Annotated in this window: 21 protein-coding genes; 12 read left to right on the forward strand and 9 right to left on the reverse strand. The window is 34.4% G+C overall.

Annotated elements, in window-relative coordinates; all coding sequences use genetic code 11:
• Positions 1-14 precede the first annotated feature (14 nt).
• Positions 15-566: a hypothetical protein gene (locus LN736_RS08945; protein ID WP_150357112.1), complete on the reverse strand. Its 552-nt coding sequence runs from the start codon at positions 564-566 to the stop codon at positions 15-17.
• A gap of 923 nt (positions 567-1,489) precedes the next feature.
• Here LN736_RS08945 and LN736_RS08950 point away from each other — a divergent pair.
• Positions 1,490-1,780 (forward strand): hypothetical protein, encoded by a 291-nt coding sequence (locus LN736_RS08950; RefSeq protein ID WP_229981396.1) that lies wholly within the window; start codon positions 1,490-1,492, stop codon positions 1,778-1,780.
• Positions 1,781-1,842: 62 nt separating this feature from the next.
• Here LN736_RS08950 and LN736_RS08955 read toward each other — a convergent pair whose 3' ends face one another.
• Together LN736_RS08955 and LN736_RS08960 are read right to left on the reverse strand one after the other, a co-directional pair.
• Positions 1,843-2,535 carry a response regulator transcription factor gene (locus LN736_RS08955; RefSeq protein WP_229981397.1) on the reverse strand — a complete coding sequence of 231 codons (693 nt, stop codon included), beginning with the start codon at positions 2,533-2,535 and terminating at the stop codon, positions 1,843-1,845.
• On the reverse strand, positions 2,528-3,919 hold the full coding sequence (locus LN736_RS08960) for a sensor histidine kinase (RefSeq protein WP_229981398.1): 1,392 nt from the start codon (positions 3,917-3,919) through the stop codon (positions 2,528-2,530). Before LN736_RS08960 ends, LN736_RS08955 begins: the two co-directional genes overlap by 8 nt.
• Positions 3,920-4,144: 225 nt before the next feature.
• On the opposite strand from LN736_RS08960, the gene LN736_RS08965 reads away from it, so the two are divergent.
• The 3 genes from LN736_RS08965 (at position 4,145) to LN736_RS08975 (ending at position 6,905) form a co-directional block, all read left to right on the forward strand.
• Complete coding sequence (locus tag LN736_RS08965) at positions 4,145-5,668, forward strand: urease accessory protein UreH domain-containing protein (RefSeq protein ID WP_229981399.1); 1,524 nt, start codon at positions 4,145-4,147, stop codon at positions 5,666-5,668.
• 35 nt (positions 5,669-5,703) lie between these two features.
• A complete protein-coding gene (locus tag LN736_RS08970) occupies positions 5,704-6,117 on the forward strand; it encodes a hypothetical protein (RefSeq protein WP_229981400.1) in 414 nt (137 codons plus the stop codon).
• Positions 6,118-6,380: 263 nt separating this feature from the next.
• Positions 6,381-6,905 (forward strand): FmdE family protein, encoded by a 525-nt coding sequence (locus LN736_RS08975; RefSeq protein ID WP_229981401.1) that lies wholly within the window; start codon positions 6,381-6,383, stop codon positions 6,903-6,905.
• A 76-nt stretch (positions 6,906-6,981) separates the two neighbouring features.
• On the opposite strand, the gene LN736_RS08980 is transcribed toward LN736_RS08975, so the two are convergent.
• On the reverse strand, positions 6,982-8,130 hold the full coding sequence (locus tag LN736_RS08980; RefSeq protein ID WP_179978560.1) for a methyl-accepting chemotaxis protein: 1,149 nt from the start codon (positions 8,128-8,130) through the stop codon (positions 6,982-6,984).
• 312 nt (positions 8,131-8,442) lie between these two features.
• Here LN736_RS08980 and LN736_RS08985 point away from each other — a divergent pair, with 312 nt between their 5' ends.
• The 3 genes from LN736_RS08985 (at position 8,443) to LN736_RS08995 (ending at position 10,389) form a co-directional block, all read left to right on the forward strand.
• Positions 8,443-9,042, forward strand: a complete 600-nt coding sequence (locus LN736_RS08985; RefSeq protein WP_150358568.1) for a tyrosine-type recombinase/integrase — start codon at positions 8,443-8,445, stop codon at positions 9,040-9,042.
• Positions 9,043-9,126: 84 nt separating this feature from the next.
• Positions 9,127-9,912 (forward strand): N-formylglutamate amidohydrolase, encoded by a 786-nt coding sequence (locus LN736_RS08990; RefSeq protein WP_150358567.1) that lies wholly within the window; start codon positions 9,127-9,129, stop codon positions 9,910-9,912.
• A gap of 279 nt (positions 9,913-10,191) precedes the next feature.
• On the forward strand, positions 10,192-10,389 hold the full coding sequence (locus LN736_RS08995; RefSeq protein WP_229981421.1) for an ATP-binding cassette domain-containing protein: 198 nt from the start codon (positions 10,192-10,194) through the stop codon (positions 10,387-10,389).
• Here the strand turns inward: LN736_RS08995 and LN736_RS09000 are convergent.
• Positions 10,348-10,731 carry a DUF1523 family protein gene (locus tag LN736_RS09000; protein ID WP_229981402.1) on the reverse strand — a complete coding sequence of 128 codons (384 nt, stop codon included), beginning with the start codon at positions 10,729-10,731 and terminating at the stop codon, positions 10,348-10,350. The genes LN736_RS08995 and LN736_RS09000 overlap by 42 nt on opposite strands.
• A gap of 172 nt (positions 10,732-10,903) precedes the next feature.
• On the opposite strand from LN736_RS09000, the gene LN736_RS09005 reads away from it, so the two are divergent.
• The 4 genes from LN736_RS09005 to LN736_RS09020 all read left to right on the forward strand — a co-directional run bounded on the left by LN736_RS09005 (position 10,904) and on the right by LN736_RS09020 (position 14,155).
• Positions 10,904-11,431, forward strand: coding sequence for a 2'-5' RNA ligase family protein (locus LN736_RS09005; RefSeq protein WP_229981403.1), 528 nt, complete (start codon positions 10,904-10,906; stop codon positions 11,429-11,431).
• A 22-nt stretch (positions 11,432-11,453) separates the two neighbouring features.
• Complete coding sequence (locus tag LN736_RS09010) at positions 11,454-12,281, forward strand: alpha/beta hydrolase (RefSeq protein ID WP_229981404.1); 828 nt, start codon at positions 11,454-11,456, stop codon at positions 12,279-12,281.
• Positions 12,282-12,419: 138 nt separating this feature from the next.
• Positions 12,420-12,908, forward strand: coding sequence for a DUF6803 family protein (locus tag LN736_RS09015; RefSeq protein ID WP_179978624.1), 489 nt, complete (start codon positions 12,420-12,422; stop codon positions 12,906-12,908).
• A gap of 272 nt (positions 12,909-13,180) precedes the next feature.
• A complete protein-coding gene (locus LN736_RS09020; RefSeq protein ID WP_150358562.1) occupies positions 13,181-14,155 on the forward strand; it encodes a D-2-hydroxyacid dehydrogenase in 975 nt (324 codons plus the stop codon).
• Between the two features lie 85 nt (positions 14,156-14,240).
• Here LN736_RS09020 and proC read toward each other — a convergent pair whose 3' ends face one another.
• The 4 genes from proC to LN736_RS09040 form a co-directional block, all read right to left on the reverse strand.
• Positions 14,241-15,047, reverse strand: coding sequence for a pyrroline-5-carboxylate reductase (gene proC, locus LN736_RS09025; RefSeq protein WP_150358561.1), 807 nt, complete (start codon positions 15,045-15,047; stop codon positions 14,241-14,243).
• Positions 15,048-15,109: 62 nt separating this feature from the next.
• Complete coding sequence (hypD, locus tag LN736_RS09030; RefSeq protein WP_229981405.1) at positions 15,110-17,488, reverse strand: trans-4-hydroxy-L-proline dehydratase; 2,379 nt, start codon at positions 17,486-17,488, stop codon at positions 15,110-15,112.
• A 6-nt stretch (positions 17,489-17,494) separates the two neighbouring features.
• The gene (locus tag LN736_RS09035; protein WP_229981406.1) at positions 17,495-18,397 is read right to left on the reverse strand and encodes a trans-4-hydroxy-L-proline dehydratase activase; all 903 of its coding nucleotides are present in this window, start codon (positions 18,395-18,397) and stop codon (positions 17,495-17,497) included.
• Positions 18,398-18,421: 24 nt separating this feature from the next.
• Positions 18,422-18,982, reverse strand: a complete 561-nt coding sequence (locus LN736_RS09040; protein WP_150358558.1) for a helix-turn-helix domain-containing protein — start codon at positions 18,980-18,982, stop codon at positions 18,422-18,424.
• A 358-nt stretch (positions 18,983-19,340) separates the two neighbouring features.
• On the opposite strand from LN736_RS09040, the gene LN736_RS09045 reads away from it, so the two are divergent.
• Positions 19,341-20,762: an APC family permease gene (locus LN736_RS09045; protein WP_229981407.1), complete on the forward strand. Its 1,422-nt coding sequence runs from the start codon at positions 19,341-19,343 to the stop codon at positions 20,760-20,762.
• The last annotated feature ends 3 nt before the right edge of the window (positions 20,763-20,765 follow it).

The raw sequence follows: 20,765 nt of genomic DNA on the forward strand, positions 1-20,765 counted from the left end.
AGATTTCTATATAGTTATAATTCATTTAAAATTGAACTATTAGAATCGTTATTTTGTTGATACAAATCCGAATTTAAATATAGCTCAGGATTATTTGATAATAGGGGATTTTCAGATATTAATTTGGCTTGTTTTTGTATTTCCCCATTGCGGGAAGATAATAAAGCGCTTTTGATAGAGTCTTCCTGATCTTGAGTAATAATACCGCTTGATACAAGTTTGTCTAATGGAGATTGTGAATTAGTGTTTGAATAAGTTGAAGATGCAGTATTTAATGATGAAATGGCATTTTTAATAGAATTTTCTTGTTCCTGAGTAATAGTATTATTTTCTACTAAACTATCTAGGGTGGAATTGAGTATATTATTAGTATTAGAAGTCTGCAGTGAATTTAAGGTGCTCAATGCTTCAGGGCTAAGTTGAATTGAATCCAGTCCCAAACTTGAAATTGAATCATCCGTGTTATCTGAATCGTCATCTGAACTTAAAAGTGGATCTTGAAAAATTTGATTATTTGAGTTTATGCTGTATAAGTATGGAATTAAAGAGCTAATGTCATTGGACATAATTACACTTCCTTTGTATAATGTAGTGTACAAGGTATTGTAAGCCCCTTGTCATGGCTATTTATAATTGTATCTATTGGTGTTTATGTATTTATATACATTTGTTATAATTTTAAAACTGTTTCCTTAATATTTTCTTAAACTATATAAAAATTTAGATAAAAAATATCGAAAAGTATAGTCTAAAAATATACTAACAAATAAGAAAGGAGGGTTTTATAATAAAATAGTAGATAGAATTATTCAAAAATTTTGAAATGTAAGTTGACATAATTATAGGCCTACTATATAATAAAATTAAGAAGAAGGATAAAAACTTCTTCTCAGCACTTCTAACTCATAAATTAAGATTGAAAAAAGGGTTTAGACAAGGAAGAGATTAGGACAGCAGGTAGTGAACACTCAATAGTATATGGAAGCAAATGTGCTTGGTGGAAGTAAACTTGAAGAGGTATCTACTAGATCGGGGACGGTGAACGTTTTTAATTATGAAAATGTTCAGGGTAAGAGATAATTGATCCTAATTGAGTTTTAGGAAGTATAAAAGATTGATGATTTGATGTATGATTTGAAAATTGTTATTTGAAAATGTTTAAGATACAGATATGGAGAATAGTATGTTTAAGAAAGATTAGTTGTCAATCAAATTTATATGTCTGTAGAGAATTGTAATTGATTTAAGTAAATATAATAGATTTTACGTTATAAAAAACAATTAGAAAAGGGTGACGGATATTCAAGTAGAATCAGAGTGTTTATATGGGTTAGGAGTTGCTTGACCACCAATTAGTTCTATGTAAATGGGCTAATTGGTGGTTTTGATTTTGTAAAGAGTATATAAACAAATTCATTTTTCCCTTCATAATATCTCCATAACAATATTGTATTATCTAAATAAATAATATAAGTGAGGAGTATTTATTATGAATTGTCATGGAAGTAATAATATGAACAATAAAAGCGGCCACAGTGGAATAGGTCACATGATTATGATGGTTGTTTGCTGTGCTATACCGGTAGTGTTACTATCATCTCTGCCATTTTTAGGATTAGCGCCAAGGTTCAAAATTATGCTTGCAGCAGCAGCTCCGTTTATATGTCCTATAATGATGATCTTAATGATACCAATGATGTTTATGCATTCTAAAAAGAATAAGTGCTGTGATGATATGGAAAATGATAAAAATGTAAATGTAAAAAAGATCAGTAATTAAATCTAGATAAGGCAGGGGAGCATAGGTTCATACAAGGGTTAGAATCTATGCTCATTTTCATATCATTCTGGATCTTTCACAGCGCCGAATTTATAGCCTATCTTTACCACAGTGAGTATATATTTTGGCTCTTTACTGTTGTATTCTATTTTTTTTCTCAAGTTCTTGATATGGGCATCTATAGTTCTGTCGGAACCTTCAAAATCTATACCATATACATTTCTTATGAGCTGTTCCCTGGATAGAACTTTGCCGTTATTCAAAGCAAGAGCATATAGAATATCGAATTCATTTGGGGTGAGAACTACATATTTTCCTTTTACCTGAACATTTCTTCTTTCATTGTCAATTTTAAGTTTTCCGCCGTCATAAGAAAGTATTGTTGTTTTGTCAGAATTTATTCTTCTAAATAATGCATTTACTCTTGCAGTGAGCTCTCTTGGACTCAAGGGCTTGGTGAGGTATTCATCCGCTCCCAGGGTAAGCCCTTTGATCTTATCACTTAATTCTGCTTTTGCAGTGAGCATAAATATGTGTACGTCCGATACTTCTCTTATAATTTTACATATTTCTTCTCCGTCTATATCCGGCAGCATCAAGTCCAATATGACAAGTTGAAAATTTATCTTATTGAACAGCTTGATTCCGTCATAGCCTCTAGTAGAACAATAAACTCTATAACCTGCTCTTTCAAGGTAGGCTTTAATTACTTCCGATACCTTTATTTCATCTTCAATTATTAAAATATTATTCATTATTATTCTCCTTGTTCTTGTTAAAATATAAAATAAATGACGTTCCTTTGCCAAAAGTGCTTTTGACATCAATTACAGCGGAATGGAGAGTGAGTATTTTTTTTACAATAGTCAATCCTATGCCACTTCCCTCTGTTTTACGGCGGCTCTTGTCTGCCCTGTACAATCTTTCGAAAATGTAGGGGAGATCCTCCTTCTTTATGCCTATGCCGTTATCTCTGATTTTAACTATAATTTTACTGGCATTTGTATAAAGATCAACCCATACGCTTCCTCCAGACGGGGTGAATTTAATGGCATTGGAGAATAAATTTATAAAAACTTGTTTCAATTCGTCTTCATTTCCCAGTATCTCAAATTTTTTGTTTTTTTCTATATTTAGAGAAAAATTGATATTTTTCTTTTTAAAATCGATGGAAAGCTTGCTGCTTATGGAAGTAACAAGTTTATCCAGAGATATGATCTCCATCATATTAAGGTCTGATTTTTCATCTTCAAATTGTTTTAAAATATTTAAATTATTTAGCAGCTTGCCAAATCTTATGACCTCCTGATTCAAATAATTCAAGCGTTCTTCAGTTACAGGAAATATTCCGTCAATCATTGCCTCCAGATTATTTTGTAGAATATTCAGGGGAGTTCTTATTTCGTGGGAGATATCTGAAACAAGTCTTTTCCTGAGGAGCTCCTGCTCCTTTAATATTTTACCCAGGGCATTTATACTTTTAGTCAGATTGTTTAGTTCTTTTATATTAGTTTTTACATTTGAAGTGGAATCGTACATTCCCCTGGAAAGTTTAACAGAAGTATCGGATACGGATTTAATAGGGGATGAAAATTGTTTTGATATTATTATGCTTATTATGACAGCGATAATTATGGCCGCTATAACGCTTATAATAATATCTCTGTTTATAGACATTTTGAAATCTATATCCTGCTGTGTCAGTAAAATTGGAGAATATTGTCCTATTACTACATAGCCTACAATTTTTCCATTATACTTGATCTTAAAGGAATTTGATGTGTAAATCCCCTTGTTGTTATAGACGTTTTGCATCATCTTGTGGGATTTTTCTTTTATATCGTTGGAATCCATACCCCAGATGGTATTTTTATTGGAGTCTAAAAGGGTCAGGCAGTAATTACTCATATAAGCTTCGTGCATTATCTCTTCTCCAGAATTTATAGTCCATTTTTTGTCTCTTTTGTATACCTGTTGAAAATAGTCCACAATTCTGTTGTTTCTGCTTTTCTGAGTGTCCATCATATATTTATTAAAAGTACTGTTTACTGTGAATTTTACATACAGTGCCAGTAATATAACTGAAATAATTGAGCAGAAAATAATTGTAATACTCAATCTCTTTCGAATGCTTTGCAAAAATATCACTCCCAAGGATATAATAATGACCTAATTATATTTTACAGATAATTTGATGTATTTACAATTTTAGTATTCACCGTTAACTCAAAATTAGTTTACCAAATTATTATGTTGATTATATGAAGACTTTAGTGATGATTCATAACATCTTCATAGGAAGTTTATATACTTAATTAAATTGATTTTTGTCCAAATTATAAAAATTATGGGAGGATTGAAGGTGTGAAGAGTAGAAAAGAGAAAATTAAAGTCTTTGATATGACCTGTGTATCCTGTGAACTGCGGGTAGAAAAGGCGGTTAAAAGGTTAGATGGTGTAAGAAATGCTCTGGCCAGTTTTAATGATGAATCTGTAATTGTAGAATACAATCCTGATCTATGCAGCCTGGAAAATATTAAAGATGCCATAAGGGTATCCGGATACAGTACTGAAAGCTCAAACAAGTATAAAATAGCAGGTATGTTTGTAATTGCAGCTGCGATTATATTGATTGGCAGTTCATCCAGTGGAATTGATATTAACTCCAGGCTCAATGGCGCTACATATTTTGTCTTGTTCCTGGTTGGAATACTCACATCCATACATTGCGTAGGTATGTGTGGCGGAATAGCACTGTCACAGAGTATAAACAAGGGTGGAAAAAGTAAGTTTGATTCTATTAAGCCTGCTGCTCTATACAATGCAGGCAGAGTGACGTCTTATACCGTACTCGGCGGAATAGTAGGAGGGCTTGGTTCGGTATTTTCACTATCTATATCCATAAAGGCCGGCCTTCAAATATTTGCGGGTATATTCATGATTATAATGGGATCCAATATGAGTGGATATAGCTTATTTAGAAGATTTAACATAAGTCTGCCCTGGTCTGCCTGCTCCATAAAGAAAAAACCAAGAACACCATTTTGGGTTGGAATTTTAAACGGACTCATGCCCTGCGGGCCTCTTCAGGCAATGCAGTTATATGCACTGGGAACAGGGAGTATACTTAAGGGTTCATTGTCCATGTTGATGTTTTCTTTCGGTACTGTTCCTCTGATGCTGGGATTTGGTGCAGTATCCGGCATACTCAGCAGGGGATATACAAAAACTTTATTGAAATTCAGCGGGATATTGGTAATAGTTTTAGGCATAGTGATGGGAAGCAGGGGATTGGCTCTAGCTGGTGTAAACATACCTACGGTGTCTACATTGGCTGCAGGTTTATACGGCAATAAGACATCTGCAGAATCTTCTGCTGGAAAATCAACCTTAAAAGATGGAGTCCAGATAATCAAAATGACAGCAGATGATTCAGGATATACTCCCAATGGACTTTATGTTCAAAAAAATGTACCTGTGAAGTGGATAATTGATGGAAAAGCGTTGAATTCCTGTAATGGACAAATTATTGTACCTTCCTTAAATATTCAAAGGAACTTACAGGCTGGTGAAAATATAATTGAATTTACACCGAAGGGCGGAGATATAAATTTCAGCTGTGAAATGGGCATGATAAGAGGAGTGATTAAAGTGGTTGATGATATTTCCACCGTGGATACTTCCAAGCCTGATTCTTCAATACCTGCCCCATCCAGTGGAATGCCTGGCTGCAGTATGCATGGGGCACAGGGTGAAGATTCCACGACTAAAGCTCCAAGTATTTATAGTACGGATTTGAGTAAGGTTGAAACCGCTCGATTGGTTCGAAAAACTGAAAAATATATTTATGCAATCGAGCATGCACCTTTAGTTAATTCTTTTGCATAGTATACTATTATAATAAAATTTTATTGGAGGTTTTTATGTATCCATATATACGTTCAGATATGGGAATTATGCCAATGTGTTGCTATTGCAGAATTAACAATGGGATGAGAGGTGCTTTAAAAGGAAGAAAATACAGGTCTATGTTTAGAAACGGTGAATATGAAGAGAATAGAATTGACAGTGGCGGAGGCGCAACAACGGTACAACCTATTCAGCAGGCTCCGGATACAAATCAGCAGATGCCAGAAATGATGGAGGGTATGTCAGAATCAGATATGGAGGAAAAAATAAATTCAGATACTCAGGAAATTATAAGTATGTTTGAACGTCACCATCCAGATATAATAAATACACTGATATGCTGTAATATGTCAATTGATGATGCTAGGCAGTATTTGAGCAGGGTAGTTAAAATGGCGCTTATGCACCATATGATGCACCAGGTATGAGAATAAATATCAAGTGAGTGATTCTTAGGATCATATGGAGTTTGCCTAAGAGGAATGCCCCTTCGTACCTGAATTTTAGAAAAACAAATAGAAGAAGGCCTTCGGCAATTATCTTGCTGGAAGGTCTTTTAGAGTTTAGGGTTAATAATTGAATAGTTCTAGTTATTTTTCCAGTATCACCAAGAGATTTGATTTATTTTACAGAGTCTTTTGGGATATTTTATTTTATGAAGTATAATTAAATAAAGGAAGGTGAATCAATAATGAATGAAAATTTATGGAATAGATGTGTGGTTTTCCACGGACACGAGTGTCCAGGGTTAGCTATAGGTTTTAGGGTCTGTGAGGCAGTTGTAAAAGAAATGAACATAGAATTTTCTCACGATGAAGAAATAGTATGCGTTTGTGAAAACGATTCTTGTGCAGTTGATGCAGTACAGGTTATAACGGGATGTACTTTTGGCAAGGGAAATCTCATATACAGAGGAACTGGAAAAATGGCCTTTTCGTTTTTTAATAGACAAAATGGAGACAATGTGAGGATTGTGTCAAAACCTTCAAAAGTCAAGATGAATAAAGAGGAGAGACAAAGATATATTTTGAAAGCTCCAATAGAAGATATTTTTTGTATTAAAAAACCACATTTTAAGATACCTGAAGCTGCAAGAATATTTAAGACTGTAACCTGTGAAAAATGCGGCGAAGGGGTATCTGAAAATAAAATAAGATTGGAAAATGGTAAAAAAGTTTGCCTTGACTGTTTTCATGAATATTCAAGGGGATGGTAAAATTAATTTAAATATAGAAGAAACTACCTTTGAAACAAGTAAATTGTCGGGAAGGTAGTTTTTTGTAGATGACTGTTTAAAGTTGGTGAGCAATTTCAGTTAACCTTTCAGACATAGTGGTTATTTCTTCTATGCTTGCTGTAATCTCCTGTGTAGCAGCAGCCTGCTCCTGGCTGGAAGACAGGGAACCCTTGCTTTTCTCGCTGGATATATTAACTTTTTCTTCAATATTGCCTGTTAATTTCTTTATTTTAGGAACTGTACTCTTAGCTTGATCTGACAATTTCCTGATTTCATTTGCTACCACGCCAAAGCCGCTTCCTGCTTGTCCTGCTCTGGCGGCTTCAATTGCAGCATTTAATCCCAACATTTTTGTGGCATCGGCAATATTAGCTATGAAAGAAGTTACCTCATTTATGTCTTCTGACAGTTTCGTTATTTCATTGATACTGTTGTGAAGTTCCTGTTCATTGGTGTGAATTTGAGACGCAGATGCTGCTAACTCCTCAATTGCAGAAGATATTCCCGTAATATTTTCTGTAAGATTGCTTGACATATCTCTTAAATTTACAGCTGCTTCCTTTGGAGTTATTATGGAGAATGTTCCAACAACTTCACTGGTGTCTTTGTCGAGTAATGGAAAACTTACATTTCTTACAGGAATTCCATAAATTGAAGCATCCAATTCTTTCTCCTGCTGTTTTCCTGTTTTTATGACTTCACTGCTTAAAAAATTATTTTCAAATTTTTCTCCAGCTTTTATAGAGGGTATATTAAATTTTTGCGAAGATTGAACTTTTACAAACTGTTCTAAATCCGTCAAGCATAAAAAGGCACCTTCCGGGAACATCTGAGCCAATACCGGTGCAAAACCGTCAAAAGCTACAGCTACTGGATGTAATCTGGGGAAAGCCATGGAAAATGCACCTACAGCTTTATCAGTTTCATCTACAATCGGAATTGAAATTATTTCTAATCTTGTACCATAAACAGAACGTGGAATTTCTTGGGTTAATATCCTCTTTTCTTGAAGGGCTATACTGGTTGTACTGTTTTTGCTTAATTTTTTACCTACGTGGAATACATCCATATTTAAGGACTTGGAATATTTAACCCATTCCATGGTATCTTCTTTTGTAATTCCATATACAACTCCTCCCGGTACTAAGTCAGCTTGGGCTTCTGATAATCTTTTTAAATCTTCTAATGCATTAACTGAAATCATAATATAATTTTCTCCTCTCTAATTGTGATGTTGTTTTGATGTATTTTTAATATTAAATTTAATATATTATAATGGTTATTTAGTACATAATAAATATTTTGTTATATTATTGCTCATTTAAATTCCTATTATACTATTAATTAAAAATATTTGTAATATTTATTTATAAAAATATTATTAAATTAAATCAATAGTCTCTACTATACTATTTTTCTACATATATATCAATAAAAAATACATTTTTGGAGAATTTATGATATAATAAATTCAACAAAATATTTATTATGTAGCATTATCCATATGGAGGTATTTATGAGAAAACAAGTTAATAGAAAAATAAAATACTTTACACAGCAAGAGATGAAAAAGATTTTTATTGCAATTGAAAATTCTAGAAGTAAACATTCTTGCAGGGATCTGGCAATTTTCAGGGTAGCCTATAGATGCGGACTGCGTGCATCTGAAATAGCGATGATAAAATTGGATGATTATAATATGTCAAAAGGAGAACTTTATTGTAAAAGACTGAAAGGAAGCAGAAACAACACAATACGTTTGGATTCCAATGCAAAATTTGCATTGGATAAATATATAAGAAAGTATAATATAAGAAATAGTTCTGAAAGTATATTTAAAAGTCAGAAGGGAAATCCTATTTCCAGGCATACCCTTGATTATTTGACAAAAAAATACTGCAGTATTGCTCATATAGATGATAGTTCTAAATGTCATTTCCACTCCATTAAACATACTACAGCTGTCCACCTGGCTGAATCAGATATGGATATCAAAGAGCTCCAATGGTGGCTTGGGCATAAATCTGTTTCAAATACAGAAATTTATTTTCAATTTACCACGAAGCAGCAGGAGAAGATGTATTTAAAACTTAAAGAAAAAAGCGAAATGGTTTAGCTGGAAGGCGTGTTCTAGAGTCTTTAATGTATTTGTTGAAATAATGTGATATATTGTATTATAATTATTTACGGGAGGAGATATATGGTGAATTCAGTTACAATAAAAGATGTTGATAATCCCTGCAGTATTATAGCCAGTATACCTCACAGCTCAAGCAGCATAACTTCGGAAATGAAAAAAAACATGAAAAAGAGTGTAATACTTGCCAATAACGACTGGTTTTTAAATGAACTGTATGATTTTCTAGGAGAATTGGATATAAACTCTGTTTCAGCTAATTACAGCAGATATGTAGTAGATGTAAACAGGGATATTAAAAATAAATACATACATGATGAATATACAAAATCTCTTATTTATTACAATACCACATTTAATAGAAAAATTTACAACAGAGAGCTTGATAAAAGTACCATAGAGGATAGGATAGAAAAAATATACAAACCCTATCATCTAAGTCTTTATGAGGAAATAAATAAAATTTTAAGAGTGAAAGGCAGGGTATATCTGTTTGACCTGCACAGTTTTTATGAGCAGTCCAGAGCGGATATAATAATTGGTACCCGTGAAGGAAAAACCTGTTCCGCAGATTTTTTAAACATGGTATATGTTTCTTTCTTAGACAGTGGATTCAATGTAAAAGTTGATGAAAAGGGGCTCAGAGGAGGATATATTACAGCTCACTACGGTTCTATCGATCATGTACAGGCTGTACAGATTGAAATAAGGTATACTGCATATATAGAAAACAGGTATTTTGGTGAAGAAGAGATTCAAAATGTAGATTATAAACTGTTTAATGATGCAAAAATGCGATTGCATGGGGCATTTTTGAAGATAAAAAAAGGCTGTGATGAATTGGCTTAAATTACATAAGGTGATTTTTTAGTGCTTTTATTGACAAAAAAAATTCAGATCTGCTGCTGGCAGGAATAATATTTATAGGGATTCTGGGACTTCTGCTGGATAAATTAATTGTTATTTTTGAAAAATGGGTAGGAAAAACATGGGGCATTGTTCCTGGACGGGAAGGTGAGTAAAAGTGTTTATAGAAGTCAACTCTGTGTCCAAAATATATGGAAATAAAAATGAGAAGGGATTTGAAGCACTTCACAGTGTAAATTTAAGTATAAAAAAGGAGAATTCATATGCCTTTTAGGTCCCAGCGGCTGCGGGAAATCAACTCTTTTGAATTTGACAGCTGGATTTGACAAGCCTTCTTCAGGAAATATATCCATAGATGGGAAAAAGGTAACCGAACCTTCTGCAAATTATATAACCATATATCCAAGGAGGCTGCTTTTATTTTATGGCCCTGGTTTTTACGATATTCTCATAAGATGACAACAGTGGTATTCTAAACCCGTAAGCACTGATTTCATATTTTCTGTTAATTCTCAGTCCGCCGTATATATCTTCAGAGTCAAATTTCAGTTCCAGCAGACTATTGGTATTATTAAATACTCTTGTGTCCCCATTTTCCATTTGTGTATAAATTAAGTAATAAGTACTGCTGTTTTGCTTTTTTACTTGTTTACTGGCGATTGTTACTGTATAGGTATTTCTGAAGAAATGGGGGAACAGTATATATACACCAGCTGCAGCAATTATTCCGATTACTATTATTTTAATTTTAAATTTTAAGGATTTATGAGATCTAAAATTATAAAAATGTTTTCTTCTCATGAGAGTTCCTCGATATTAATAAATAGATTATACTTTATTAATATTCTTTTTTGTTCCATATTATGTTAAACTATCTGTGACAATATTTTAGAACAGATAGGTTTTTTGATGTAGAAAGATTTTGAATTAATTGACAGCATTAAATATAGAGTGAAATAGGGGATGGTAATGAATGGAAAGATATGTTATTGTGTGTGCCATAGGAGGTGCAGCGCTAAAATTTCATGAAAAGCTAACCAGCAGCGTCTGTTACAAATTTAATAAAAAACGAACTAAACTGCCTGCACATTTTACAATAAAGGCGCCTTTTGAAACTGATAAAATTGAGGAGGCGGAGAATGTACTTGAAAGGTTTTCCGCAGATAACCGCAAAACACCCATAAAATTGAAAGGTTACGGAAAATTTAGGGAAGATGTAATCTACATGGCCGTGGAAATGTCACCTGAGGCAAAAAAAGTTCATGATGATCTTATATCTCAACTGGAGAAAATACCGTGGATGAAATTTAAAAGCAATGAAGGAAAAAATAAAGTATTTCACTGTACAATAGTTTCTAAAAAAATAAAGGATAATTTTAAAGATATATGGAAGTATGTATGTAAATACCCTTGTGATTTCAATGAATACTTTGACAATATATCTCTTTATCACTGGGAGGTCAATACATGGGTACTGCTCAGAAAATATGAGTTTGTTTAAAAAAATTATTGGAGGTATTTGTATGACTAATTGTGTTGGTGGAAAAGTTAAAACTTTTGACGATGTTGAATTATTTTATAAAAAAAGCCTGGTTGAAAGACCAAAAGCTGTATTGGTAGTTGTTCATGGATTATGCGAACATCTGGGACGTTATAATTATTTTACCGAAAAACTAAATGATTTTGGCTATAATGTGTATAGATTTGATAACAGAGGTCATGGTAAATCCGGCGGTGAGAGGGGTTATGTAGAAAATTTCCAGTATTTTTTTGATGATGCTGATTTATTTGTAAATATGGCCAAAAAGGAAAATGAGGGCATTCCGGTATTTATGTTTGGTCATAGCATGGGAGGATTTATAACTGCCGGTTATGGAATGAAGTATCCGGATAAACTGAATGGGCAAATACTTTCAGGGGCTGCAGTAATAGATCTACCTGCTTTTAAATCTATCAAAAATAGCATTGATTTTGATAAGAATCCCTTCCAGAAAGTACCAAATGTCCTTTCGAATCTAATATGCAGGGATCCGGAAGTTGTAAAGGCTTATGACGAGGATCCTCTTGTGCTGAAGGAGAGCAACGTCAAACTCCTGGGTGAAGCTTTTGTAAAGGGTCCGGTCTGGATTGAAAATAATGTAAAAAAATATAAATATCCTTGTCTTATACTTCATGGAGGCAATGACCAGATAGTGACAAATGAAGCATCAAAATGGTTTTATAAAAATATATCTTCCGAGGATAAAAATCTGAAAATATATCCTGGATGCTATCATGAGATTCTAAATGAAAAAGATGAAAAAGATGTTGTCATAGAGGACATTCACTCCTGGATTGAGAAGAGGATATAGAGAAAAAAGTCCGCCTGTTTTTAAAAAGGCGGGCTTTTTTCATAAAACTGAAAAAGCCAATACATTTTCATAAGATCTCCATAACTTTTTGATACAATCTCTTTGTATCGATATTAAAAATTATTGGAGGTTGTAATCATGAATATGACACACTACATGTCCCTGCTTATGGACAATCAGCCCTGGAATCTGATTATCTTTATGGCTGTGCCGGTAATATGTGCTGAAGCTCTCACTATTACGGAATTTTTTATAATATACAATAGAATTGAATCAGGCTGGATAAGAACTTTAAACAAAATTGTGGGGATTTTTGATGGCTTCTATTTTACAGGAATATTTATCTACTTATTTATAAATGCGGTGATACCGCTTACGGGCGGAGGCGGATGGCATACCTGGGTGGATGTAGTTGCAGTAGGATTTTATTTAAGTGGTGTAATATTTTTACTGCCAATAGCACTTATGGAATTAGGTATAATATTTAAAAATAAAAGAAGTGAAGAGAGACTTAAAATTCACTTTATTTTAGTGGGTGGATTTTTAATAGTTGCCCATGTTGCAATGATTTTTGGCATGGTAAATCCTGAAATTATAGGTACTATGAAGGGAATGCCAAAGATGTAAAAAATATAAGTAGCATTTTATCCGATGACTACCTGCTCTAATACTTCCACTTCTCTAAGTGGGAGTAAAGAGCAGCTACGTCCCTGGATAACGATTTCTAAGCATCAGGTGGAGTCAAAACTCCATCTGATGCTTAGAAATCTGTTTATCCATCTTATGTAAAAAATTTTCTGTGTAAAGATATATGGTATAATGAAAAAAGTAAAATATAATAGAAATATGATGAAAGTTGAACAGCTTACAGTTAAAGATTATTGGTAGGAGTGGTATATGTGAAAATTGTTGTATTAGATGGATATGTATTGAATCCGGGGGATTTGACCTGGGAGCCTTTGAAGAGGTTTGGGGATTTGACTGTTTACGACAGGACCGTATATGATGGCAGCAGGGATGATTTGATAATTGAAAGAATAGGAGATGCAGAAATTGTTTTTACCAATAAAACACCCTTGTCTGAAAATGTATTTAAAAATTGTCCTAAATTAAAATTTTTAGGAATATTGGCTACGGGATATAATGTAGTAGATGTGGATGCTGCTAGAAAACTTGGTATTACGGTTACAAACATTCCTAATTACAGCACTCAATCCGTGGCTCAGATGGCTGTGGCACTGCTGTTGGAACTGACGAATCATGTGTGGATTCACAATGAGGCCATAAAAAACGGAGAGTGGAACAGAATAGGGGAATGGTGTTTCTGGAAAAAACCATTAATTGAACTGGACAATAAAACGGCTGGAATTATAGGATATGGAAGAATAGGTCGTGCAACTTCTAAAATAGTTCAATCCATGGGAATGAAGGTAATAGCTTATAACAGGCATCAAAATAAAAATCTGGAGAATGACAATATGAAATATGGCACATTGGAGGATGTATTTGGGAAGTCGGATGTTATTTTTTTGCACTGTCCTCTCACTGATGACACCAGAGGAATAATCAACAGACAGTCCATAAGCAAAATGAAAGACGGAGTCATAATAATAAATAATGCCCGTGGACCTTTGATTGTGGATGAGGATTTAGCCGATGGGCTGAACAGTGGAAAAATTAGAGGAGCAGCACTGGATGTTATGTCACAGGAACCTGTAAGAAAAGACAGTCCTCTTTTAAAAGAGGAAAATTGCATAATTACTCCTCATATTTCCTGGGCTGCTAGAGAAACAAGGCAGAGACTCATGAATATTGCGGCAGATAATCTAAGACAGTTCTTGGAGGGAACACCTGTGAATGTGGTGAATAATTAGCATTTATTTACGAGTTCAAATTTATATTAAAGAGGAGTGTAGATTGAAAAACCTACACTCCTCTTTGATATTCTTTGAGAATGTATCACTTGGATAATTCAATTGATTTTTGAGTTGTCTTTCTCACTGCTGAAATAACTGCATTTCTGAATCCTTTTTCTTCAAGCGCAGCTACTCCTTCTATGGTAGTTCCGCCAGGGGAACATACCATATCTTTTAGAGCGCCAGGGTGTTCTCCAGTATCAAGTACCATTTTTGCAGAACCGAGTACTGCCTGTGCAGCAAATTTATATGACTGGTTTCTTGGCATTCCATCCAGTACAGCAGCATCTGCCATGGCTTCAATAAACATGTATACAAAAGCAGGTGAAGAACCGCTTACGGAAGTTACTACGTCCATCAACTTCTCATTTACTATTTCTCCTTTTCCAAAGCTCTCAAATATATGAAGTACCTCTTCTGTTTCCTCTTTAGTCACTTTGTCATTGGGGCATATTGCAGCCATCCCTTCTCCCACAAGAGCTGGTGTATTTGGCATAACCCTGACAATCTTTAATTTTCGACCAAACATTTCTTCTGTGCCCTTTATATTTTTACCTGCGGCAATTGTCACTATTGTGACATTTTCTTTAACATGGTCCTTTATTCCCTTGATAACTATGGGATATAGATTTGGCTTTACGGATAATACCAAAATATCCGCATTTTCAGCTACTTCATTGTTATCCGTGGTGGTTCTGATTCCATATTTCTCAGCTGCTTTTTTCAAACTTTTTTCATTTAGATCTCCTACAATTATATTTTTGGGGGCTACAAGTTTTGCTTTAGTTATTCCCCCAATCATTGCCTGACCCATGTTTCCACATCCTATAAAACCTATTATTTTATTCATAATGTTCCTCCCTCGTAAATTAAAATTTTTTGTATATCCTATCTGTAATCTGTTGTGGCAAATCAGCAGCAGGAACACCCATCAAAGGATTGTTCTGTTCTTTGAATTATTTCATTTTGCAGTACCTTATCAAGATTATTGAAATAATCGCTGTAACCTGCAACACGTACAATAAGATCCTTGTACTCGTCAGGATTTTTTTGAGCTGCTAAAAGTGTTTCCCTGCTTATCACATTGAATTGTATGTGATGTCCATCCAGAGTAAAATAAGATCTTACAAGGCTTGCCAGATTGTTTAAGCCTGTGTCGCCTTCAACTGCACTTGGATTGAATTTTTGATTTAACAGAGTTCCGCCGGTTCTCAAGTGATCCATTTTAGAAGCCGATTTTATTACTGCTGTAGGACCGTTTGTGTCCGCACCTTTTTCAGGTGAGATACCTTCTGAAACTGGAGCATATGCCTTTCTTCCATTTGGAGTTGCACCCATAACTGCTCCAAAATAAATATGACATGTAGTTGGAAGCATATCTATTCTATAGAATCCACCCCGTCCATTCTTTCTGCCATTTACTTCATTGTAGAAGGCATCAAATATCTGTTTCATTACGGTATCTGCATAATCATCGTCATTGCCGTATTTAGGAGTCTTATTTTTTACAAGGTTCAATATATCCTCATGACCTTCAAAATTATCCTTTGTTGTATTCATAAGCTCACTCATGGTTATATTATTTTTGTCAAATACCTGATATTTTATGGCTATCAAGCTATCTGAAATTGTTCCTATTCCAACGCCCTGAATATAGCTGGTATTGTATCTGGCTCCTCCTGCATTATAATCCTTACCCTTTGAAATACAGTCGCTGGTTATTATGGAAAGGAACGGTACGGGCATCAGGGAAGCATATAGTTTTTCAATTACCCTGTTTCCCTGGACTTTTACATCTACAAAATATTTAAGCTGTTTTTTAAAAGCATTGAACAACTCATCGTAGGTCTTGAAGGTGGTTACATCTCCAGTTTCTATTCCAAGTTTTTTACCTGTAGTTATATCAGTGCCGTTGTTTAATGTTATCTGAAATATTTTAGGCAGATTCAGATATCCCGTAAGAATATATGCTTCTTTACCGAAGGCACCTGCCTCAACACAACCGCTTGTACCGCCGCATCTGGCATCTTCTATTGATTTTCCTGCCCTTACAAGTTCCTGGGTAACGGCATCTGCATTGAACATAGATGGCTGTCCCCAGCCTTTTCTGGAAATTTCACAAGCTCTTTTTACAAATTTCTGGGGGCTTTTTTTACTTATCTGAACGTTTGAACTTGGTTGAAGAAGTCGCATTTCATCTATTACATCCAGTAAAAGATAACTTACATCATTTACGCCGCTTTTACCATCTACTGTTACTCCTCCTACATTTATATTTGCAAAATCTGTGTAGGTCCCACTTTCCTTTAAGGTTACACCCACTTTTGGAGGTGCCGGCTGATTGTTGAATTTTACCCAGAAGCATTCCAGCAGCTCTTTTGCACTTTCTCTGGTCAAGGTTCCTTCTTCAAGACCTTTTTCGTAAAATGGATTTAAATGCTGATCCAATCTTCCAGGGTTGTATGCATCCCAGGGATTCAGTTCAGATATAACACATAGGTGCACAAACCAGTACATCTGCAAAGCTTCCCAGAATGTCCTGGGGGCATTGGCAGGTACATGCTGACATACCTTTGAAATTTCAAGAAGCTCCTGTTTCCTCAGGGGATCTTTTTCTTCCTCTGCCAGTTTTGCAGCATATTCAGAATAACGCTGACCCAGAATCATTATTGCATCACAAGCTATGCTCATAGCCTCCAGCTGGTTTTTCTTGTCCAATGCTTCGTCATCATTGAAGAAATCGAGATTATTTATGGCTCTATTGATGTCATTTTTAAAATCCAGAAATCCCTTTTTATATATTTTGTCATCTCCCGCAGTATGCCCAGGACCTCTCTGTTCCATAAATTCAGTGAACATTCCTGCAGCATAGCAGTCCTTCCATTCATCGGTCATGCTGTCTAAAATTTTATGTCTCATGGATCTTTTTTCCCAATATGGAATTATGGTATTCTTTTGAATCTTTTTGTCTTCCTCATTTACCTTAAAAGATATTTTTTCACGTATATTCATTATATCAAAATCCTTTAAGGTATGGCAGCACAGTTCAGGATAGGTATAAGTGGCTGCTGGCGCTTCTCCTCTTTCTCCAACTATTAATTCGCCTTTATTGATGCAGAGCTTCTTTTTACTCATTAGTTCTTTTAAGACTAGAGCTCTGAGTACTGGTATGGATACTTTCCCTTCATACTTTTTATAAACGTCACTTTCAATTTGAGCTCTTTCCATAGAGATCCTTGGCACAGCATTCAAACTTTCTTGTCTGAGTTTTTTTACTCTTTCAGTCATCATAATCAATCAACCTCCTATTTTGATTTTTATTCCAGCTTTCTTAAATTTTTGGCTTATTTCCTCCATCCTTTCGTCAGAAGGTTTCTCCATGCCGGATAATTTGTAATTCATTTTTAGTCTTCTGTATTTATCCATTCCTATCTTGTGATAGGGCAGCAGGTTTACCTGTTCTACATTTATGATTGATAGTAGTTTTATTGTTTTTTCTATATGGTCATTATCATCGTTGATTTCCTTTATTATAGGCATTCGAAGATATATATTACATCCCATATTGGAAAGATTTTCAATGTTTTTGAGTATAATATCGTTTTCAGCTCCAATATATTTTTTATGTTTTTCGTTATCCATAATCTTTATGTCATATAGGAATAAGTCGACTTTTGAAGCTATTCTTTCAAAACTTTTCCATGGCGCATAGCCGCTGGTATCTACTGCAGTATGAATTCCCCTGTCTTTGCATCTTTTGAGTATATGATCCAGAAAATCCACCTGCATAAGTGGTTCTCCTCCAGAAAAAGTAACGCCTCCACCGGATTGTTCATAAAAAACTTCATCTTTTACAATTTCCTTTATAAGCTCGTTTGATGTAATATTTCTGCCAACATGTTCTCTGGCGTTATTTGGACAAAAATCTACACATTTTTCACATAGAGTGCATTTGAATTTATCGATTTCGGGAAAATTGTTATTTATTTTAATTGCATTCTGAGGACATTTTTTAATACACTTACCACAAACAGTACATCGTTCTTCAAAAAACATTATTTCATGATTTGTGTTTTGACTTTCAGGGTTGTGGCACCACCAGCATTTTAAAGGACATCCCTTGAAAAAGACCGTAGTACGAATTCCAGGGCCGTCGTGAATGGAATATTTCTGTATATTGAAAATAGTACCTGACGTCAAGTAATTCACCTCCTAATTTGATAATTATTTTTTAAAAAGGTTTGGGGTATGAACTGTCAATATTTTTACGATTCTGTTGGTATTATTTGTCCAGTTATGTTCGCGATTTGAGCTGTAATGAGCGCTGTCTCCGGGAAATAATTCATATCTTTCTTTATCGATCAATAAGGTTAAAATTCCCTCCAGTACGTATACAAATTCTTCGCCAATATGCGGATATGAAGTTATTTCTTCATCGCTGCTGCTTGGAAGTATTTCAAAAATTCTTGGAAGTAAATTTTTCCCCTCTATATCGTTTGTCAATTGAATCTGTATGATTCGATTGTTTTCTACCTCCAGTACCTCTCTTTCATAACTTCTCAGAATAAAATTTTTCTTGTTTTTAGGCTTGCTCAGGAAATAGTATATTGTAACTCCTAAAGCTTTAGCAATATTGTCCAATGTGTCAATAGCCACGCTTGTTAAGCCTCTTTCCAATTGGGATAAATAGCCAATGGATAAGTTGGTTCTTGAACTTAAATCGTTTAAAGTTAAATTATTTTTAGTTCTCAATTCCTTTATTTTTTCGCCAATATCTAAATTCAAATTAAGTCACTCCATTTTTATATTAAAATTGTAGATTGTTTAACAATTTCTAATATCATTATATTATACAAAAAAATTTTTGTACATAGTAATTTTTGAATAGATGAAAAAATTTTTTTATATATATAAAAAAATTTTAAAAAATAAAAATTTACTATATAATTTTTGTATAAATGAAATTTATTTCAGATATATAGAAAAAAGTATTTACAGAAACGTTTTCAGGTGATATACTGTTAACTGCATAAATGGTATGAAATGAATTATTGCTTGCAAGCTACTTTTAAATAAAGTTTTGGTATTTAATATAAATTATTATAAATATTGTGAAATACACATGTATCAAAGGAGGACAAAAATGAAAAACAAAATCGGATTGTGGGACTTAGTTTTTATGAATGTGTCGGCACTTTTTGGAATAAGGTGGATTGCCAAATCTACGGCATCTAGTTTCGGGCTGGGCTTAGGTGCAATCCCGGTATGGGTGATTTTTACTTTTATTTTCTTTGTACCAATTGCCCTTATCTGTGCCGAGCTTGCGGCAACGTATCCGCGGGACGGCGGACTTTATGAATGGGTAAAAGAAGCCTATGGAGACAAGCAGGGTTTTATGGTATCCTGGTTGAATTGGACGGCAAAGATATTCTGGTATACTTCTTTTTTAACATTTTTAATGGTAAACGTATCCTATGCAATAGGACAACCTGCTCTGGCAGAAAATAAAATATTTGTAATGGCAGCGTCCCTGGTTATTTTCTGGATCTTATCGGTAATAAGTACAAAAGGTATGGCTTTTGGAAAGATATTTACGAATATTGGAGCACTGGGGTCAACTGTTCCTACAATACTGTTGATTGCCATGGCATTCATATCTGTTCTTATATTTGGACATAAACCTGCATCTGTTTACACAGTTCAGACAATTATGCCCAAAATGGACGTGAATTCATTTGCTGCTATTTCTTCTGTGATGTTTGCTCTTGCTGGTGCTGAAACTACAGCTAATTTTGTGACGGAAATGGATAATCCAAAGAAAAATTTCCCCAAAGCTATACTGATTGCTGCGGCTTTTGTGGCAGGCCTTTATGTCCTGGGTTCAATTGCAATAACCCTTGTTCTTCCTACAGATAAGATAACTGCTTCACAGGGCGTACTTGTAGCACTTTCACAGGTTGCAGCCAATCTTGGAATTGGAAGCTGGTTCATAAAGCTCGTTGCACTTGGAATATCCCTTTCAATTCTCGGGTCCATAATACTCTATATTGCTTCACCAATAAAGATGCTTTTCGGAAGCGTCAATAAGGGAATATTTTCTAAATCGTTTACTGAAGTCAATGAACACAACATACCCACAAAGGCGGTTTATTTGCAGGCAGCCATAGTGACAGTGATATTGCTTGCTACATCTCTGCTGCCTTCAGTCGATACTATATATAACGTACTTGTCACTATGACTGCACTCACTGCGTTATTTCCCTATGTACTGCTGCTTACTTCATATATTAGACTCAGGAAAACAAGGCCTAATGAAGAAAGACCTTATGAGATCTCAAAGAAAAACAGCAGAGCAGTCAATATAGCGTATGTAGTTCTAGTAGTGGTATCATTGGGTATTGTCCTATCGGCGACACCGGTTATGCCGAGCCTGAAGGAAAATATAATATATGAAGTTGAAATGATAGGCGGAGCGCTGATTGTAATATTTAGCGGGATTGCCATCTGGAATAACTTTGTAAAAAGGACTGGATTTAAACAGGATAAAGACAAATTAATATTATAAAAT

It is taken from the genome of Clostridium aromativorans (assembly GCF_020908015.1).
Taxonomy (GTDB): domain Bacteria; phylum Bacillota; class Clostridia; order Clostridiales; family Clostridiaceae; genus Clostridium_B; species Clostridium_B aromativorans.

Excerpts from the sequence above, each read along its gene's own strand:
- LN736_RS08945 (WP_150357112.1), bottom strand. The coding sequence starts at position 566 with ATGTCCAATGACATTAGCTCTTTAATTCCATACTTATACAGCATAAAC.
- LN736_RS08955 (WP_229981397.1), bottom strand. The coding sequence starts at position 2,535 with ATGAATAATATTTTAATAATTGAAGATGAAATAAAGGTATCGGAAGTA.
- LN736_RS09015 (WP_179978624.1), top strand. The coding sequence starts at position 12,420 with ATGAATATGACACACTACATGTCCCTGCTTATGGACAATCAGCCCTGG.
- LN736_RS08985 (WP_150358568.1), top strand. The coding sequence starts at position 8,443 with ATGAGAAAACAAGTTAATAGAAAAATAAAATACTTTACACAGCAAGAG.
- LN736_RS09000 (WP_229981402.1), bottom strand. The coding sequence starts at position 10,731 with ATGAGAAGAAAACATTTTTATAATTTTAGATCTCATAAATCCTTAAAA.
- hypD (WP_229981405.1), bottom strand. The coding sequence starts at position 17,488 with ATGATGACTGAAAGAGTAAAAAAACTCAGACAAGAAAGTTTGAATGCT.
- LN736_RS08975 (WP_229981401.1), top strand. The coding sequence starts at position 6,381 with ATGAATGAAAATTTATGGAATAGATGTGTGGTTTTCCACGGACACGAG.
- LN736_RS08990 (WP_150358567.1), top strand. The coding sequence starts at position 9,127 with ATGGTGAATTCAGTTACAATAAAAGATGTTGATAATCCCTGCAGTATT.
- LN736_RS08970 (WP_229981400.1), top strand. The coding sequence starts at position 5,704 with ATGTATCCATATATACGTTCAGATATGGGAATTATGCCAATGTGTTGC.
- proC (WP_150358561.1), bottom strand. The coding sequence starts at position 15,047 with ATGAATAAAATAATAGGTTTTATAGGATGTGGAAACATGGGTCAGGCA.
- LN736_RS09010 (WP_229981404.1), top strand. The coding sequence starts at position 11,454 with ATGACTAATTGTGTTGGTGGAAAAGTTAAAACTTTTGACGATGTTGAA.
- LN736_RS08980 (WP_179978560.1), bottom strand. The coding sequence starts at position 8,130 with ATGATTTCAGTTAATGCATTAGAAGATTTAAAAAGATTATCAGAAGCC.
- LN736_RS09045 (WP_229981407.1), top strand. The coding sequence starts at position 19,341 with ATGAAAAACAAAATCGGATTGTGGGACTTAGTTTTTATGAATGTGTCG.
- LN736_RS09005 (WP_229981403.1), top strand. The coding sequence starts at position 10,904 with ATGGAAAGATATGTTATTGTGTGTGCCATAGGAGGTGCAGCGCTAAAA.
- LN736_RS08950 (WP_229981396.1), top strand. The coding sequence starts at position 1,490 with ATGAATTGTCATGGAAGTAATAATATGAACAATAAAAGCGGCCACAGT.